This window comes from Micromonospora sp. NPDC049645, assembly GCF_040675155.1.
Classification (GTDB): Bacteria; Actinomycetota; Actinomycetes; order Mycobacteriales; family Micromonosporaceae; genus Micromonospora.
On the sequence record NZ_JBFAOI010000007.1, the window covers coordinates 204740 to 220261 of the forward strand.

The following is a 15522-nucleotide window of genomic DNA, read 5'->3' on the forward strand; positions in this document are numbered from 1 at the left end:
CCGCGCCTCACATCGTCGCGGTGACCTTCTTCAACCCGCGCGGCGCGTCCGGGTCCTCGCCCCGGGTGAGCGCCAGGGCCAGCGCCAGCCGCTGCATCGGCAGGATGTCCAGCAGCGGGGCGTACCGCTCGTCGACCTCGGGGACGGCCAGCCGGGTGGCGCCCGGCACGTCGGCGGAGCCGACCACCACGACGTCGGCGCGGCGTTCGCCGAGGCGGGGCAGCACCTCCCCCATCGACCTGCCGCCAGGGCCGGAGCCGACCACGGCGAGCACCGGGACCTCCGGGTCGGTCATCGCGAGCGGGCCGTGCAGCAGGTCGGCGCCGGAGAAGGCGAGCGCCGGCAGGTACGAGGTCTCCATCAGCTTCAGCGCGGCCTCCCGGGCGGTCGGGTAGGCGTACCCCCGGCCGGTGGTGACCAGCTGGCGGGCGAACCGGTAGCGCGGGGCGAGCCGGGCCGGGGTGTCGTCGGCCAGGGTGCGCTCGGCCAGCTCGGGCAGCGCGGCGAGCGCCTCCCGTTCGGCTGCCGGGAGCACGCCGTCACCGGCCCGGATCCCCTCCACAAGCATCAGCAGGGCGAGCAGCTCGGCGGTGTACGTCTTGGTGGCGGCCACCGCCCGCTCGTGCCCGGCGGCGATGTCGACGCTCAACTCGGCCACGTCGACAAGCGGTGAGTCGGGGGCGTTGGTCACCGCGAGGGTCAGCGCCCCGGAGGCTCGGGCGGCGCGCAGCACCTCGGCCAGGTCGGGCGAGCCACCGCTCTGGCTGACCCCGACGACAAGCGCGTCGGACAGGTCGGGGCGGGCCCCGAACAGGGTGACGACGCTGGGCGAGGCGAGCCCGGCGGGCAGGCCGAGCCGGATCTCGGTCAGGTAGGCCCCGTAGAGGGCAGCGTGATCGGAGGTGCCCCGCGCGGTGAAGACCACGTGCCGTGGCCGACGTTCGGCGATGACCGCCGCCACCCGGGCGATCTCCGTGGCGTTGGCGGCGGAGAGCAGGCGCGCGTAGCCAGCCGGCTGCTCGTTGATGTCGGCGGCCATTCCAGCCCCTGCACGAGTCACGGACACTCCTCCCTTGCGCGGTTCCCGCGCGGTTCCTGCTCAGTCTTGCACTTTTAGGCGCATCCGAGCAATCTAGCGAGCACGAGTGCGCAGATGATCACCTAATGATCTCAATATCAACTACGCTTTCCCCGATGTATCCGGTCTAGCCCCGCGACGAGAGGACGACGTGCCCGAGGGAACGGACGACCCCGCGCTCTCCGTGACGGAGGAGCTGGCGCTGGCCCGGCTGGCACTCGACGAGGGCGACCTGCACCACGCCGCCGGCCACCTCGCCGGCGCTTTGGCACGGGCCCCCACCCTCCCGGAGGTGCACGAGACGCTGGCCCGGCTCGCCGCGACCAGCGGCGGTGGCGTCGACCTCTTCCCGATCAACCACCACACCTTCGTCGGCGCGGTCGTCGCCCGCGCCCACCTCCTCGCCACCGCCGGCCGTCCCGCCGAGGGGCTGGAACTGCTCGCCGCGGCGACGACCTACGCGCCCGGCACCGAGTGGGCCGGCGTGCCCTGGGTCACCGCGCCCGAGCTGGCCGAACGGCTGGACCCGGAACACATCGCCCGGGTCCTCATGCAGGTCTGCGCCGCGCTGCCCGACCCGGTGCCGCGGGTCGGCCGGGCCCCTCTCACGCCGTACCTCACGCTGGCCTGCAACGCGGCCACCGTGCACCCCGAGCACGGCCTGCTGCTGGGCGCGGCGTCCGCGCTGGCCCGGCGCCTCGGCGAGGTCGAGCTGGCGGTCCGCTGGGCCAGCCGAGGGGTACGCGCACAGCCCTCGAAGATGGGCGAGGTGTGGCTCGGGTACGCGTACCGCAGCTCGGGCCGGACCCGCGACGGCCTCGCGGCCCTCGGTCGGGCCGTCGAGCTGGACCCCGACGACCTGGCGATCTACGCGGACATCGCCGGCACGCTGGCGGAGATCGGCCGGCTGGACGAGGCGCTGGAGTGGACCGAGCGGGCGCTGGCGCGCGATCCGTCGTTCGACTGCGCCGTGCACACCGCGCACCGCCTGCGGCACCTGCGCGACGGTGACCTGGCCCACCTGGTCGCGCTCGCCGACTTCGTGCGGGACCACCCGGACGACAGCCACGAGCACGGCGACCTGGCCCAGTGCTGCCGAGGTCGGCCCTGGCTCGGCCAACTCACCCCGGCCGGCGGGCCACTTGTCGACGCGCTGCGGCAGGCGGTGGCCGCTGACGACAACGGGCTCGGCGGTGCCGTCCGGCTACCCGCCGCCGCCCCGCCGAGCGCGGTCGGTACCGCGATCTCCACCGCCCCCGGGTTGCGCATCGAGGTCGTCGGCGCACCGGAGCCCGACCCGCGCGAGCCCCGACGGGCGTCGGCGCAGCGGTTGTGGCACTACGCGGACGCCGTCCCGACGCCCGCGCTGCCGGCGCCCTCGGCTACGGCGGTCGAACGGATCGGGCAGATCGCCCACCCGGCCTGGGCGCACCCACCGGCGGCGTACGACGCGGCGGTGGGCCTGGCCGGGCTCGACCTGGCCGACCTGCTCGGCCTGTTGGTGCATCCGCCGGCGGCGCCGGCCAACGCGGTGGGTCGGCTGCTGGCCGCCCACGACCCGTCGGTCTGGGTCCGCGGCGTGCAGGTGTGGGCCTGCCTGGGGCTGCTGCACCATCGCACCGACGAGCCGTGGGAGGGTTCCACCCGGCGTGCGGTGCTGCTCGACCTGATCTGGGGCGTCGAGGACTGGGTCACCGAGGCGGCGCTGTTCGCACTGGTCACCGCCGCCTGGGTGGACCCCTCGGTGCGGGCCGACGTGGCACGGGTGGTGGCGGAGCGGCTGGCCGACGCCGCTGCCGTGGCCCGCACCCGACCGGTCCCGATCGCCGCCTCGCTGGCCCACCTGGCGCTCGCCGCCCCGCAACTCGACCCGGCGACCGCGGCGCTGGCCACCGAACTGCTGGGTACGCGTTCGCCGAGGCTCCCCCGCCCCCGCAACCCGCTGCGCCGCCTCTGGCAGCGTCTGAACAGGAGCGCGCCGCGCCGACCGTGACGGTCGGCGCGGCGCGTCTCGCGGTGGATTCAGGCGACCGGGGCCTTGCCGAGGGCGACCTCGGCCTCCTCCTCCGGGGTGGCCTGCGGGGGTGCCTCGTTCGCGGTACGCAGCGGGATCTCCTTGATGAACCAGGCGAGCACCGGGATCACGATGGTGAACAGCACCGCCCAGAGGAAGACGTGCGAGATGGCGTCGGAGAGACCACCGAGCACCGCCTCGCGCGCCTGGGCGGGCAGTTCCTTGAGCTTCGCCAGGTCCATCCCGGCGCCGGTGTCGCCGCCGCCGAAGGCCCGACCGCCCTCCGAGTTGGCCAGCCGGTTGGCGAAGATCGCGCCGAACAGCGAGATGCCGAACGAACCGCCGATCGACCGGAAGAAGGTGGCCGCGCCGCTGGCCGCGCCGAGGTCCTTCTGCTCCACGCTGTTCTGCGCGATCAGCATCGACGTCTGCATGAGGAAGCCCATGCCGACACCGAGCACGATCATGTAGAGCGAGGACGTCAGCTTGCTGGTGTTGGTGTCGAGCATGGACAGCAGCGCCATGCCCCCCGTCATCACCACACCACCGATGATCGGGTACGCCCGGTACTTGCCGTTGCGGGTGATCGCCCGACCGATGACGAGCGAGACGACCAGCATGCCGAACATCAGGGGCAGCAGCAGCAGGCCGCTGTTGGTCGCCGACGCCCCCTGCACGGTCTGCTGGTAGAGCGGCAGGAAGTTCATCGCGCCGAACATCGCGAAGCCGAGCAGGAAGCCGATCACCGAGATCAGCGCGAAGTTGCGGTTGGCGAAGAGCGCCAACGGCAGGATCGGCTCCTGGACCCGGCGCTCCACCAGGCCGAACGCCGCCAACGCGAGCACGGCCAGCACGGCCAGGCCGAGGATCTGCGGTGACGTCCAGTCGTACTCGTTGCCGCCCCAGGTGGTGATGAGCACGATCGCGGTGATGCCGACCGAGAGCAGCCCGGCGCCGAGCCAGTCGATCCGGTGCTCGGTGCGGTACTTCGGCAGGTGCATGGTGCTGATCAGCACGAGCAGCGCGACCCCGCCCAGCGGCAGGTTCACGTAGAACGCCCAGCGCCAGGAGAGGTGATCGGTGATGAAGCCGCCGACCAGCGGACCGGCGACCATGGCGATGGCCATGATGCCGGCGATCATGCCCTGGTAGCGCCCACGCTCGCGGGGCGGGACCAGGTCACCGATGATCGCCATAACGCCGACCATGAGGCCGCCGGCGCCGAGGCCCTGCACGGCCCGGAAGGCGATGAGCTGGACCATGCCGTCCTGCGGGCCACCGAACATTCCGGAGCCGGCCATGCCGCAGAGGGCGGAGCCGACGAGGAAGATGACGACCGAGGTCAGGAAGACCGACTTGCGGCCGTAGAGGTCACCGAGCTTGCCCCAGATCGGGGTGGAGACGGTGGTGCCCAGGACGTACGCGGTGACCACCCAGGTGAAGTGGTTGAGCCCGCCGAACTCGTTCACGATCCGCGGTAACGCGGTGCTGACGATCATGTTGTCGAGCATCGCGAGCATCATCGCGATCATCAGCCCGAACAGCACGACCCGGATGTTGTTGGGTCGTGTGCCGGCCTGGGTTGCCTGAGTCATGGGTAAGCTCCCCCCGAGAATTGCCTTACTTACTTGCCGCCCGGCTAGTCACCTTACTAGCCGCACGGTAAGTTGGGTACGAGCGACGGTCAAGTCATTTGGGGGGCGTGGGTGAGCGAGAGCACAGGCGGCGGAACGCGGGAACGGATCAAGGCCGTCGCGCTCGAACTCTTCACCGAGCAGGGGTACGAGAAGACCTCCCTGCGGGAGATCGCCGAGCGCCTGAACGTCACCAAGGCCGCGCTCTACTACCACTTCAAGAGCAAGGACGACATCGTCGCCAGCTTCGTCGAGGACCGGCTGGAGCGGATGGACGCGTTGACCGCCTGGGCCGCCACCCAACCCGCGACCCTGGCCACCCGACGCGAGCTGATCTCCCGCTACGCCGACACGATGTTCGACGGCACCCAACCGTCGGTGATGCGCTTCTTCGAGCAGAACCAGACCGCCCTCAAGAGCCTCTCCTCCGGCCAGAAGATGCGCGGTCGGATGTTGGAGCTGGCCGACGCGCTCTGCCGGGGCGACGACTCGCCCGCCGCCCAACTGCGTGCCGCGCTGTCGCTGTTCGCGGTGCACACCAGCTGGTTCGCGGTGCGCGCACCGCACATCAGCGACGACGAACGTCGCAAGCTCGCCCTGGAGGTGGCCGACGAGCTGCTGGCCGCCATCGGCACCCAGCCCGACGCCTGACCCGACCGCGCTCGCGGCCCACCTGAGCTGATCGGTCGACGACTCAGCCGCGGGTCAGGGCCAGGCGCAGGCCCAGCAGGTCCACGCCCGGCGCCGGCGTCCAGTCCTTCTCCGGCCAGCGGACGAAACCCCGCCGCGCGTAGAGCCGGTGCGCCGGATCGGCCATCCCGGCCCGCACACAGATCACCACCGCCGTGCACCCCAGCTCGGCCGCCCGGTCGACACACGCCTCGACCAACGCCGCACCGACACCGCGCCCCTGGGCGCCCGGGTCGACCGCGAGCATCCGGAACTCCGCCTCGCCCGGCCCGGACAGCTCGGCGAACGGGGTGCCGGGCAGCACGAACGTGACCGAGCCGAGCACCGCGTCGGTCAGCTCGTCGACCGCCACCAGCACCTCGCCGCTGGCGGCCCGGGTCGACACGTCGGCCAACACCTCGCCGTACCCGTGTTCGCCCTTGAGCTGGCCGTCCGCCTCGTACGCGGCCACGGTCAGCCGGGCCACCGCCGGGAAGTCGGCCGGTTCGGCCGGACGGACCCGCAACCCGGTCAAGCGATCACCGCGATCAGGTCACCGTCCTGCACCACGTCACCCTCGTGCACGGCGAGCTGCTGGAGCACACCATCGGACTCGGCGACGACCGGGATCTCCATCTTCATCGACTCGAGGATCACCAGGGTGTCGCCCTCGGCCACGGTGTCACCCGCGGTCGCGACGACCTTCCAGACGTTGGCCACCATCTCGGCGCGGATCTCCTCGGCCATGTCCAGGCCCTCCCTCTTAGCGATGTGCCTGCCGACGTATCCAATCATGCGTCGATCGGCGGTGGGGGCGCAGCGGCTCGGCCGGGATGGCAGGCCCGCCCTGGGGAAGGCGGCGGGTGCCGACCGCACTACCATCAGCGGGTCGGACCCGCCGCCGGACCGCCGGTGGGTGCATCGGCGCCGAGGTCGTGCGCAGGACGGATCCGACCCATCACGAGGAGGTCAGCCATGGCGAAGAAGTCCCGGAAGAAGAAGGCCCGTAAGAAGAGCGCCGCCAACCACGGCAAGCGTCCCAACTCCTGAACGGATCGACGGGCCGGCGGCCCGTCGCCGATCAGCCCGACCCGGCCGAGGCCGGGAACACCGGTGGCCCGGGTCGACATCGACCCGGGCCACCGGTCTTGCCAGCTGCCGACGCTCAGTCGGCCAACTCACGGGAGTCGCTGGTCTCGAAGACCACCAACTCGGTGAGCTTGACCCGCAGCCGCTCACGTAGCTCGTCCGGCGCGGTCTCGTTGCCACAGCAGCGAGCCACCAGCGCGCGCACCTCCTGCTCGAGCCCGTACTCGCGCAGGCAGGGTCCGCACTCGTCCAGGTGGTGCCGGATCAGCGAACGCCGCTCGTCGGCGCACTCCAGATCCAGGTACAGATAGACCTCGGCGAGCACTTCGCGGCAGTCCGTCTCGTGCGGCTTCCCACAGCTCACGTCACACCTCCCGGCCGGCAGCGGCGGCGGTCGAGCCCTTCGATGAGCGGGCCGCACTGAAGCCCCGCTCCCCGGCGTAGCGCTCGAGCAGCTTGCGCAGATTACGACGGCCCCGGTGCAGACGCGACATCACGGTGCCGATCGGCGTGCCCATGATGTCCGCGACCTCCTTGTAGGAGAAGCCCTCGACATCGGTGAGGTAGACAGCCAGCCGGAACTCCTCCGGCAACTGCTGGAGGGCCTCCTTGACGTCGCTGTCCGGCAGCCGGTCCAGTGCCTCCGTCTCAGCGGAACGCAGCCCGCTGGAGGTGTGCGACTCGGCCTCGGCGAGCTGCCAGTCGGTGATCTCCTCGGTGGGCGCCTGGATCGGCTGGCGCTGCCGCTTGCGGTAGGAGTTGATGTAGGTGTTGGTCAGGATCCGGTAGAGCCAGGCCTTCAGGTTCGTGCCCTGCTCAAACTGGTGGAAGGCCGCGTACGCCTTCAGGTAGGTCTCCTGGACCAGGTCCTCGGCATCCGCCGGGTTGCGCGTCATCCGCAGCCCAGCAGCGTAGAGCTGATCGACGAATGGCATCGCGTCCCGCTCGAATCGGGCCCTGCGCTCGTCCGTCTTCTCGGTGGTCAACCGCACATCCCCTCGCGTCGGATGCTTTCCCGCCGAGGATACGCGCACGGACGTGCCCGCAGATTCACTTCCGGCCGGTGTGCCCGTGCTCACCGCACCCACCCCGCCCGGTCCCGCCGTGGCGGGCCACTCCGGGCCATCCAGCAGCCGCTTCAGCTGCCGGGCGTCCCGCTCGTCCCGTTCCAGGCTTCGTGTCTCGGTTGGCACCGGTCACCCCCTCGCAGAAAGTCGTCCGGGGGTAGTAACGCGAGATGACCACTGGGGCATTCCGGCCGGCTCTCCCCGTTCCTGGTCCCGGCCCCGACGGCGGCCGGCGCTGGGACCAGGAAGGGCCTGGGAGGACTGGTGTCACCTGTCCGGATCGGGCCGGCGGCACCACCGGATGCAACGACCCGTGCCCGGCACCGGAAACGGTCGCGCGGTCGAGCCGGCGCGACGGGTCAGTCGCTCGCCCAGCCCTGGGCGTACAGCCAGGCCCGGACGACGGCCGCGCTGCCGGCCGGATCCCGGCGCAGGTCGTGCGTCTCGCCCGGACGGCTCACCACCTGCACGGTCCGCCCCGGCTCGGGCGTCCCGAACGGGTCCCGGTCGCCGTTGACGACGAGTGTTGGCAGGCCGGTGGCCAGCTCGTCGGCCCGCGAACGTTCCGGCCGGCCGGGCGGGTGCAGCGGGAAGGCCAACGCGACCACGCCCAGCGCACCCACCGCACGGGCGGTCCGGCAGGCCACCCGTGCGCCGCTGGACCGGCCACCGACGAGCACCACCGGCACGTCCGCGTGCCGGACACGCAGCACGGCGAGCACCGCGGCCCAGGCCTCGTCGAGGTGGGCGGCCGGCGCCGGCGCACGTCGACCGGCGACCCGGTAGGGCTGAGTCACCCGGACCACCGCCAGGCCGGCCGCGACCGACGCGTCCCGGACCGCGAGCAGGTCGGGCGCGTCGACGCTGCCGCCCGCACCGTGCCCGAGCACGAGCAGGGCGGTGGCCGGGCGGACCGGCAGGTCGGTGTCGACCCGCGCCGGACCGCGCGGGGTGTCGATCTCGTCGCTGGGTGGCACCGACCCATTCTGCGCCGCCGGACGGGCGACGGGTGCGAACCGGGCCGCCGATCAGCTCAGCGGGACCAGGGCGAGCAGGCGGTCCCGCACCGGCGGACCGGCGTCGTCGATGGCATCCGGGTCGGGGTCGACCTCGCCACGCCAGGCGACCAGCATCGCCCGTCGTTCGCGCGGTGTGGTGCCTCCCCACACGCCGTGACAGTCACCGACGTCGAGGGCCCAGGCCAGACAGGACCCCTGCACGTCGCAGGTGCGGCACAGCGCGACGGCGGCGTCCGCCGGCTCGTTCGGTGCCGGAAAGAATGTCTCCGGATCGACGCTCTGACAGGTGCCCCTGGTGCGCCACGCGTCGTCCTGTCGCCGTTCCCGCACGGCCCGCAGCAGTCGCGGGTCCCGCCGCGCCGCCGCCACCTCGTGCGGGCGCGGCATCCGTGCCCGTGTCATCCACCCACCTCCCCCGTGGGACCGGCAAGATCGGTGGACGTCGTCCGCCCCGTGCGGATCGACAGCCACTACCGGCGCTGTGTTCTATCGCACTTCGCGACACCGGGACAAGTGTCTGCCGGGAACATGACTGAACATTCAGGCGACGAATTGCGCGGAACCCTGGCAAATCGGTGGTCGACGATGCGCCGACCTCAGAACAGGGTCAACTCCTGCGGTGCCACCGTCGGCGGCAACGCCACCCGGGCGGTCAGGTGCGGCCCGTCGTTGCGAACGTCACCCACCGCCGCGCCCACCGGGCGGATCTCCAACCCCGCCAACTGCTCCGCCGAGGCCGGTGCGAGCAGCCGTCCCGGCTCGTCGGTCGGCGCCAGCCACGCCGACCAGCGCTCCGGCGCCAACAGCACCGGCATCCGGTCGTGCACCTCGGCGAGGTCGCCGAGCGCCGCGGTGGTCAGCACGCTGAAGGTGAGCCGGGCGTCGGCCCCGGACTCCCACATCGACCAGATGCCGGCCAGCGCGAGCACCGACCCGTCCCGGGGAGTCATGAAGTACGCCTGCCGTCCACCGTCGGGCAGACGGACCCACTCGTACCAGCCGTCGGCCGGGACCAGGCAGCGCCGACGGGCGAAGGAACCGGCGTACGCCCGGCTGGTGGCCACCGTCTCCGCCCGTGCGTTGATCATGCGGGCGGCTCCGGAGGCGGAACGGGACCAGTGCGGCAGCAGACCCCAGCGGCCGACACTGAGGCTGCGGTGACCCTCCGGGCTCACCCGGACCAGCGGCACCGGATCGGTCGGCGCGACGTTGTGATCGGCTCGGACCAGGCCGTCGGTGTCGTCGGACGACTCGAACAGCGCGCTCAGCTCGCCGGAGCTCCGGGTCGTCGCGTACCTGCCGCACATGAGGCACACGCTAACGCGTCGGAGGCCCGGTCGGCTGTCCCGCCAACCGGGAGTACGAACGCCGGTCGCCGCCGCACACCGGCCGACACGGCAGAATGTAACCGTGGGGAACCTGACCGCGACCCGGCCGCCGCAGCCGTGGACCGCTCCGACCGCATCCGACCCGGTGGCGGCGACGCTGCGCCTGCCCGGTTCCAAATCGATGACCGCGCGCGCTCTGGTGCTCAGCGCGCTGGCCGCCGGCCCGTCGACGCTGGCCGGGCCACTGCGCGCCCGCGACACCGAGCTGATGGCCGCCGGCCTGCGCGGGATGGGCGCGCACGTCTCGATCAGCGACGACGAGCGCTGGCTGGTCCGACCGCACCCGCTGGTCGGTCCCGCGCACGTCGACGTGGGGCTGGCCGGCACCGTGATGCGATTCCTGCCGCCGGTGGCCGGGTTGGCCGACGGGCAGGTCACCTTCGACGGCGACCCGCAGGCCCGCACCCGCCCGCTCGGGCCGCTGATCGAGGCGCTGCGCTCGCTCGGGGTCCGGATCGACGTCAGCGGCACGGACAGCCTGCCGCTGACCGTGCTCGGCGCCGGCCGGGTCACCGGCGGCGAGGTGGTGATCGACGCGTCCGCGTCCAGCCAACTCGTCTCCGGGTTGCTGCTGGCCGCCCCGCGCTTCGACCGGGGTGTCGTGGTGCGCCACGTCGGCCCGCCGGTGCCCTCCGCCCCGCATCTTCGGATGACCGTGCAGATGCTGCGCGCCGCCGGCGCGGCCGTCGACGACACCACCCCCGACGTCTGGACCGTCGAGCCGGGCCCCCTCACCGGGCGCGGCTGGAACATCGAGCCGGACCTGTCCGGCGCGGTGCCGTTCTTCGCCGCCGCCCTGGTCACCGGCGGCGAGGTGACCCTGCAGGGCTGGCCGCACAGCAGCGCCCAGCCGGTCGAGCAACTCCGCTCGCTGCTGCACCGGATGGGCGGCGAGGTCACCCTCTCCACCAGCGGGCTGACCGTTCGGGGCACCGGTGTGGTGCACGGCCTGACCGCCGACCTCTCCGACGTCAGCGAGTTGACCCCGGCGCTGACGGCACTGGCCATGCTGGCCGACTCGCCGTCGGTCTTCACCGGCGTCGGGCACATCCGGGGCCACGAGACCGACCGGCTGAGCGCGCTCGCGCACGAGTTCACCGCGCTCGGGGCGGACGTCACCGAGGCACCGGACGGGCTGGAGATCCGGCCCCGGCCACTGCGCGGCGGGGTCTTCCGCACCTACCACGACCACCGGATGGCGCACGCCGCGGCGGTGGCCGGGCTGGCCGTTCCCGGCATCGAGGTGGACGACGTGGGGTGTACCTCGAAGACCATGCCGGAGTTCCCGGCACTATGGTCAGCGATGGTGACCGGCAAGAGCTGACGAGAAGAGGACAGGTCCTGGCGACCAGACGGCGGGAGTACGACGAGGACGACGTACGGGTCCGGCCCGGAAAGTCGTCGCGCCCGCGTACGCGCACCCGCCCGCAGCACGCCGACGCGGTCGACGGGTTCGTCATCGCGGTCGACCGGGGGCGCTACCAGTGCGTCCTGTCCGGCGCCGAGCGCGGCGTGGTCGGTGCCGAGCTACCCACGGTCACCGCCATGCGGGCCCGCGAGCTGGGCCGCAAGTCGGTGGTGGTCGGTGACCGGGTCAGCCTGGTCGGCGACACGTCCGGCGCGGAGGGCGCCCTCGCCCGGATCGTCCGGATCGCCGAGCGCCGCTCGGTGCTGCGCCGCACCGCCGACGACGACGAGACCACCGCCGAGGGTCGGCTGGAACGCGTGGTGGTGGCGAACGCCGACCAGTTGGTGATCGTCAGCGCGTTGGCCGACCCGCCGCCGCGCACCGGGTTCATCGACCGTTGCCTGGTGGCCGCGTACGACGCGGACGTCGAGCCGCTGCTCTGCCTCACGAAGGCCGACCTGGCCGGGCCGGAGGAGGTGCTCGGTTACTACACCGAGTTGGAGCTGCCGTACGTGCTCAACCGCCCCGACTCCGACCTGGGCGCGCTGCGCGCGCTACTCGGCGGCCGGGTCTCGGTGCTGGTCGGGCACTCCGGCGTGGGCAAGTCGACGCTGGTCAACCGACTCGTTCCGGACGCCGCCCGCGCGGTCGGCGTGGTCAGCGCGATCGGCCGGGGACGGCACACGTCCACCAGCGCGGTGGCGCTGCGGCTGCCACCGGTGCCCGGCGTCGACACCGACCCGGGCTGGATCATCGACACTCCCGGCATCCGCAGCTTCGGTCTGGCGCACGTCTCCGCCGACAGCCTGCTGCACGGCTTTCCGGACCTGGTCGAGGGCACCGTCGACTGCCCGCCGAACTGCCCGCACACGGCCGACGAGGCCGACTGCAGGCTGGACGCCTGGGTGGCCGCCGGTAAGGCCGACCCGCGCCGGCTGGCGTCGTACCGTCGGTTGCTCGCCTCGCGGGCCGGCGACGGTGACGCGCGCGGCGACGGCGACCAGCGCGGGCCGGGCGAGGGTGACCGGCGCGGGCCCGACGAGTGACCCGGTGGGCGTCCGCTAGGTTGCCGGCATGACCGGGTACGCCGACGACCTCGCCCTCGCCCACCTGCTCGCCGACCGGGCCGACGCCATCGCCACGGACCGGTTCCGCGCGCTCGACCTGCGGGTCGAGGCGAAGCCCGACCTGACGCCGGTCTCCGACGCGGACACCGCGGTGGAGCGGGAGATCCGCGCCCTGCTGGCCGAGCACCGGCCGGCCGACGGGCTGCTCGGTGAGGAGTACGGCGCGGGGCCGTCCACCGACCCGGACGGCCGTCGGTGGATCATCGACCCGATCGACGGCACCAAGAACTTCGTCCGTGGCGTGCCGATCTGGGCCACCCTGATCGCGCTCTACGACGGCGACCGGCCGGCGGTCGGCGTGGTGTCCGCGCCGGCGCTCGGGCGGCGCTGGTGGGCCAGCGCGGGCGCGGGCGCGTACGCCGGGCCGGGCCCCGCGGCCGGCGAGCGGATCGGCGTGTCCGCGGTCCGCGAGGTCGCCGACGCCAGCTTCTGCTACTCGTCGCTGACCGGGTGGGAACGCGCCGGGCGGCTCGACGCGGTGCTCGACCTCATGCGGGCCGGCTGGCGCAGCCGGGCGTACGGCGACTTCTACGGCTACATGCTGTTGGCCGAGGGAGCACTCGACGTGATGGCCGAGCCGGAGCTGTCCCTGTGGGACGTGGCGGCGCTCGTCCCGATCGTCACCGAGGCGGGTGGCACGATCACGGATCTGGCCGGTCGACCGGCGCCCGCCGGCCCCGCGGGCACCGACAGCAGCGCGGTGGCCACCAACGGTGTGCTGCACGCCGACATCCTCGGCCGCCTCACTCGACCAGCCGAGCGCTGACCCCCGGCAACCTCTATCCTCGCCAGGTGGTCTCCTCCGGCTGGTGCTTCCTCGCGGCGATGATCGTCGCGTACGGCTTCGCCAACCTGCTCCAGTCGGTCGCGGCGGCCCGCACCACGGTCCACCACACCTTCGACCCGGGCCTGCTGCTGCGCCTCGCCGGGCACCGGACGTACCTGGTCGGCCTCGGCTGCCAGATCGGCGGCTTCGTACTCGCCTTCCTGGCCCGCCGGGACCTGCCGCTGTTCCTCGTGCAGGCCAGCGTGGCCGCCGGGCTCGGGGTGACCGCCATCCTCGGCGTGCTGGTGTTGAAGTGGCGGCTACCGGCGGCGGAGGTGGTGTTGCTGGCGCTGCTCTTCGCGGGGATCACCGCGCTGGTGCTGTCCGCCCGGCCGGCGCCGTCGAAGCAGCTCGGCACCGCCGGCTCGATCGCCCTGCTGGTGGCGCTCGGCGTGATCGCGGTGCTCGGCGTCTTCGCCGTCCGACTGCACGGGGCACCTGGCTCGGTGGCCCTCGGCGCACTGGCCGGGCTGGCGTTCAGCTCGGCCGCGGTCGCCGCCCGGCCACTGGCATCCGCGCCCTCCGCCGAGGCGTTCCTCGCCGACCCGCTGTTCTATCTGTTGATCGCCCACTCGATCGTCGGTCAGCTGTTGCTCGGTCTGGCCATGCAGCGCGGCTCGACGACCGCCGCGGTCGCCGCGATGGACGCCGCGGGCGCGGTGCCGGCCGCGATCGTCGGCCTGCTGCTGCTCAACGACAAGATCTGGCCGGGGCGGGAATGGCTGGCCGCGGTCGGCTTCCTGGTCACCCTGGCCGCGGTGATCGGCCTGACCCGGTACGCCGAACCGCAGCAGCAACGCTCGGTGGCCCGCCGTCGGGACCCCGCCATGGTCGGTGCCGGCCGGCCAGGCTGACCGACCGGCACCGGAGACGGATCACGTCCTCAGGCTTCGACCGGCTTGCGGCGGCTCACCACCCGCTCGTAGAGGCGCTCCAACGCGCCGGCGGTGCGTTCCCACGTGTAGCTGCTGCGCACCCGGTCCACCGCGGCGTGCCCGTACGCGAAACGGCCGGCGTTGTCGGCCAGCAGCCGGCGCAGCGACACTCCGAGGGCCCGTACGTCGCCGGGCGGCACCAGGCGGCCGGTGACCTCGTCGACGACGGCGTCGGCCAGGCCGCCCATCGCGTAGCCGATCACCGGCACGCCGCAGGCCATCGCCTCCAGTGAGACCCGCCCGGCCGAGGAGTAGCGCGGCGTGCAGGCGACCACGTCCGCCGACCGGTACCAGGTGGCCATCTGGTCGTGCGGCACCGCCCCGACGAGCCGTACCTGGTCGAGGACACCGACCTGCTCGGCGAGCCCACGCAGTCGTCGCGCCTCGGTGTGGTTGACCAGCTGGTCGACCGGCGGCCCGCCGGCGATCACCAGTTCGGCGTCACCGACCAGCCGCATCGCCCGGATCAGGTCCTCCTGGCCGTGCCCCGGGGCGAGCGAGCCCACCGAGAGGATGCGGGGGCGCTGTTCGCGCGGCGCCGCCTCGCCGTCGGGATGGAACTGCTCGATGTCGACCCCGGCCGGCACCAGCGCGACCGAGCTGCGTTGCAGACCCATCCGGGTCAGCTCGTCGACCTCGTCGTTCGACTGGGCCACGGCGATGTCGACCGCGCGGGTCAGCGCACGCTCCAGCGTGATCCGCTCCCCCGGCCCGTCGTAGTGGCCGCCCAGATGACGCAGCTGCTCGACGCCGAGCGAGTGGAATGTCTGCACCACCGGAATGTCGGTCTCCCGAACCGCGTGCGCGGCGGCCAGGCCACCCACCCAGTAGTGCCCGTGCACCACCTCGGGCCGCCAGGCACCGGACCACTCGTCCGCCAACCAGCGGCCGACCTCGGTCACGTACGGGATCAGCTCGGCGGTGGGTAGTGGGCTGGGCGGGCCTGCGGGCACCTGATGCACCTGGTAGCCGTCGATCTCCGTCGTCGCCGGCGGCCCCGGGTCGTCCCGACGCTCGTAGAGCCGGACGTCGTGGCCTCGACCGGCCAGCTCGGCGGCGACCCTCGCGATGTGCTGTCGGGTGCCGACCGGTGGGCCGTCGGCGTGGCGGTACGAACTGGCGTGCGCGCAGACGAGGCCGACGCGCATGGGTCACCTCCCTGCGATCTTTCCTCGGCAGTGGTCCTCCCGGTCAGAGCGTCCCATTAACCCCGTGACGCGGAGCCGAAACCTGGCAGATCAGGAAGAGTCCCCGCGAGTACCACCGAC

17 protein-coding genes are annotated in these 15522 nt (G+C 72.9%); 6 read left to right on the forward strand and 11 right to left on the reverse strand.

What is annotated here, in order from left to right; all coding sequences use genetic code 11:
* Positions 1-7 precede the first annotated feature (7 nt).
* Complete coding sequence (locus AB0J33_RS18305) at positions 8-1039, reverse strand: SIS domain-containing protein (protein WP_363615206.1); 1032 nt, start codon at positions 1037-1039, stop codon at positions 8-10.
* Between the two features lie 190 nt (positions 1040-1229).
* Here AB0J33_RS18305 and AB0J33_RS18310 point away from each other — a divergent pair, with 190 nt between their 5' ends.
* Positions 1230-3071, forward strand: coding sequence for a tetratricopeptide repeat protein (locus AB0J33_RS18310; protein ID WP_363614956.1), 1842 nt, complete (start codon positions 1230-1232; stop codon positions 3069-3071).
* A gap of 29 nt (positions 3072-3100) precedes the next feature.
* On the opposite strand, the gene AB0J33_RS18315 is transcribed toward AB0J33_RS18310, so the two are convergent.
* Complete coding sequence (locus AB0J33_RS18315; RefSeq protein WP_363614958.1) at positions 3101-4687, reverse strand: MDR family MFS transporter; 1587 nt, start codon at positions 4685-4687, stop codon at positions 3101-3103.
* Between the two features lie 111 nt (positions 4688-4798).
* Between AB0J33_RS18315 and AB0J33_RS18320 the strand changes: the two genes are divergently transcribed.
* Complete coding sequence (locus AB0J33_RS18320; protein WP_363614960.1) at positions 4799-5377, forward strand: helix-turn-helix domain-containing protein; 579 nt, start codon at positions 4799-4801, stop codon at positions 5375-5377.
* A gap of 43 nt (positions 5378-5420) precedes the next feature.
* On the opposite strand, the gene AB0J33_RS18325 is transcribed toward AB0J33_RS18320, so the two are convergent.
* The 8 genes from AB0J33_RS18325 to AB0J33_RS18360 form a co-directional block, all read right to left on the reverse strand.
* Complete coding sequence (locus AB0J33_RS18325; protein ID WP_363614962.1) at positions 5421-5930, reverse strand: GNAT family N-acetyltransferase; 510 nt, start codon at positions 5928-5930, stop codon at positions 5421-5423.
* Complete coding sequence (locus AB0J33_RS18330; RefSeq protein ID WP_208648903.1) at positions 5927-6148, reverse strand: biotin/lipoyl-binding carrier protein; 222 nt, start codon at positions 6146-6148, stop codon at positions 5927-5929. The genes AB0J33_RS18325 and AB0J33_RS18330 overlap by 4 nt, the downstream gene beginning before the upstream one ends.
* A 128-nt stretch (positions 6149-6276) precedes the next feature.
* On the reverse strand, positions 6277-6525 hold the full coding sequence (locus AB0J33_RS18335) for a hypothetical protein (RefSeq protein ID WP_363614964.1): 249 nt from the start codon (positions 6523-6525) through the stop codon (positions 6277-6279).
* A gap of 35 nt (positions 6526-6560) precedes the next feature.
* The gene (rsrA, locus tag AB0J33_RS18340; RefSeq protein ID WP_328420042.1) at positions 6561-6848 is read right to left on the reverse strand and encodes a mycothiol system anti-sigma-R factor; all 288 of its coding nucleotides are present in this window, start codon (positions 6846-6848) and stop codon (positions 6561-6563) included.
* 1 nt (position 6849) lies between these two features.
* Entirely contained in the window at positions 6850-7677 is an 828-nt protein-coding gene (locus AB0J33_RS18345) for a sigma-70 family RNA polymerase sigma factor (RefSeq protein WP_363614966.1), read from the reverse strand.
* Positions 7678-7910: 233 nt separating this feature from the next.
* Entirely contained in the window at positions 7911-8528 is a 618-nt protein-coding gene (locus AB0J33_RS18350) for an alpha/beta family hydrolase (protein WP_363614968.1), read from the reverse strand.
* Positions 8529-8579: 51 nt separating this feature from the next.
* Positions 8580-8972, reverse strand: a complete 393-nt coding sequence (locus AB0J33_RS18355) for a WhiB family transcriptional regulator (protein ID WP_363614970.1) — start codon at positions 8970-8972, stop codon at positions 8580-8582.
* 194 nt (positions 8973-9166) lie between these two features.
* The gene (locus AB0J33_RS18360; RefSeq protein WP_363614972.1) at positions 9167-9877 is read right to left on the reverse strand and encodes an SOS response-associated peptidase; all 711 of its coding nucleotides are present in this window, start codon (positions 9875-9877) and stop codon (positions 9167-9169) included.
* Positions 9878-9980: 103 nt separating this feature from the next.
* Here AB0J33_RS18360 and aroA point away from each other — a divergent pair, with 103 nt between their 5' ends.
* From aroA to AB0J33_RS18380, 4 genes are read left to right on the forward strand one after another with little or no spacing between them, the layout of a single operon-like run.
* Positions 9981-11282, forward strand: a complete 1302-nt coding sequence (aroA, locus tag AB0J33_RS18365; RefSeq protein ID WP_363614974.1) for a 3-phosphoshikimate 1-carboxyvinyltransferase — start codon at positions 9981-9983, stop codon at positions 11280-11282.
* Positions 11252-12412: a ribosome small subunit-dependent GTPase A gene (rsgA, locus tag AB0J33_RS18370; RefSeq protein ID WP_363614976.1), complete on the forward strand. Its 1161-nt coding sequence runs from the start codon at positions 11252-11254 to the stop codon at positions 12410-12412. Before aroA ends, rsgA begins: the two co-directional genes overlap by 31 nt.
* A gap of 28 nt (positions 12413-12440) precedes the next feature.
* Positions 12441-13259 (forward strand): histidinol-phosphatase, encoded by an 819-nt coding sequence (gene hisN, locus AB0J33_RS18375; protein WP_363614978.1) that lies wholly within the window; start codon positions 12441-12443, stop codon positions 13257-13259.
* A 59-nt stretch (positions 13260-13318) separates the two neighbouring features.
* Positions 13319-14173 carry a hypothetical protein gene (locus AB0J33_RS18380; protein WP_363615209.1) on the forward strand — a complete coding sequence of 285 codons (855 nt, stop codon included), beginning with the start codon at positions 13319-13321 and terminating at the stop codon, positions 14171-14173.
* Between the two features lie 29 nt (positions 14174-14202).
* On the opposite strand, the gene AB0J33_RS18385 is transcribed toward AB0J33_RS18380, so the two are convergent.
* Positions 14203-15402 (reverse strand): glycosyltransferase, encoded by a 1200-nt coding sequence (locus AB0J33_RS18385; RefSeq protein WP_363614980.1) that lies wholly within the window; start codon positions 15400-15402, stop codon positions 14203-14205.
* Between the last annotated feature and the right edge of the window lie 120 nt (positions 15403-15522).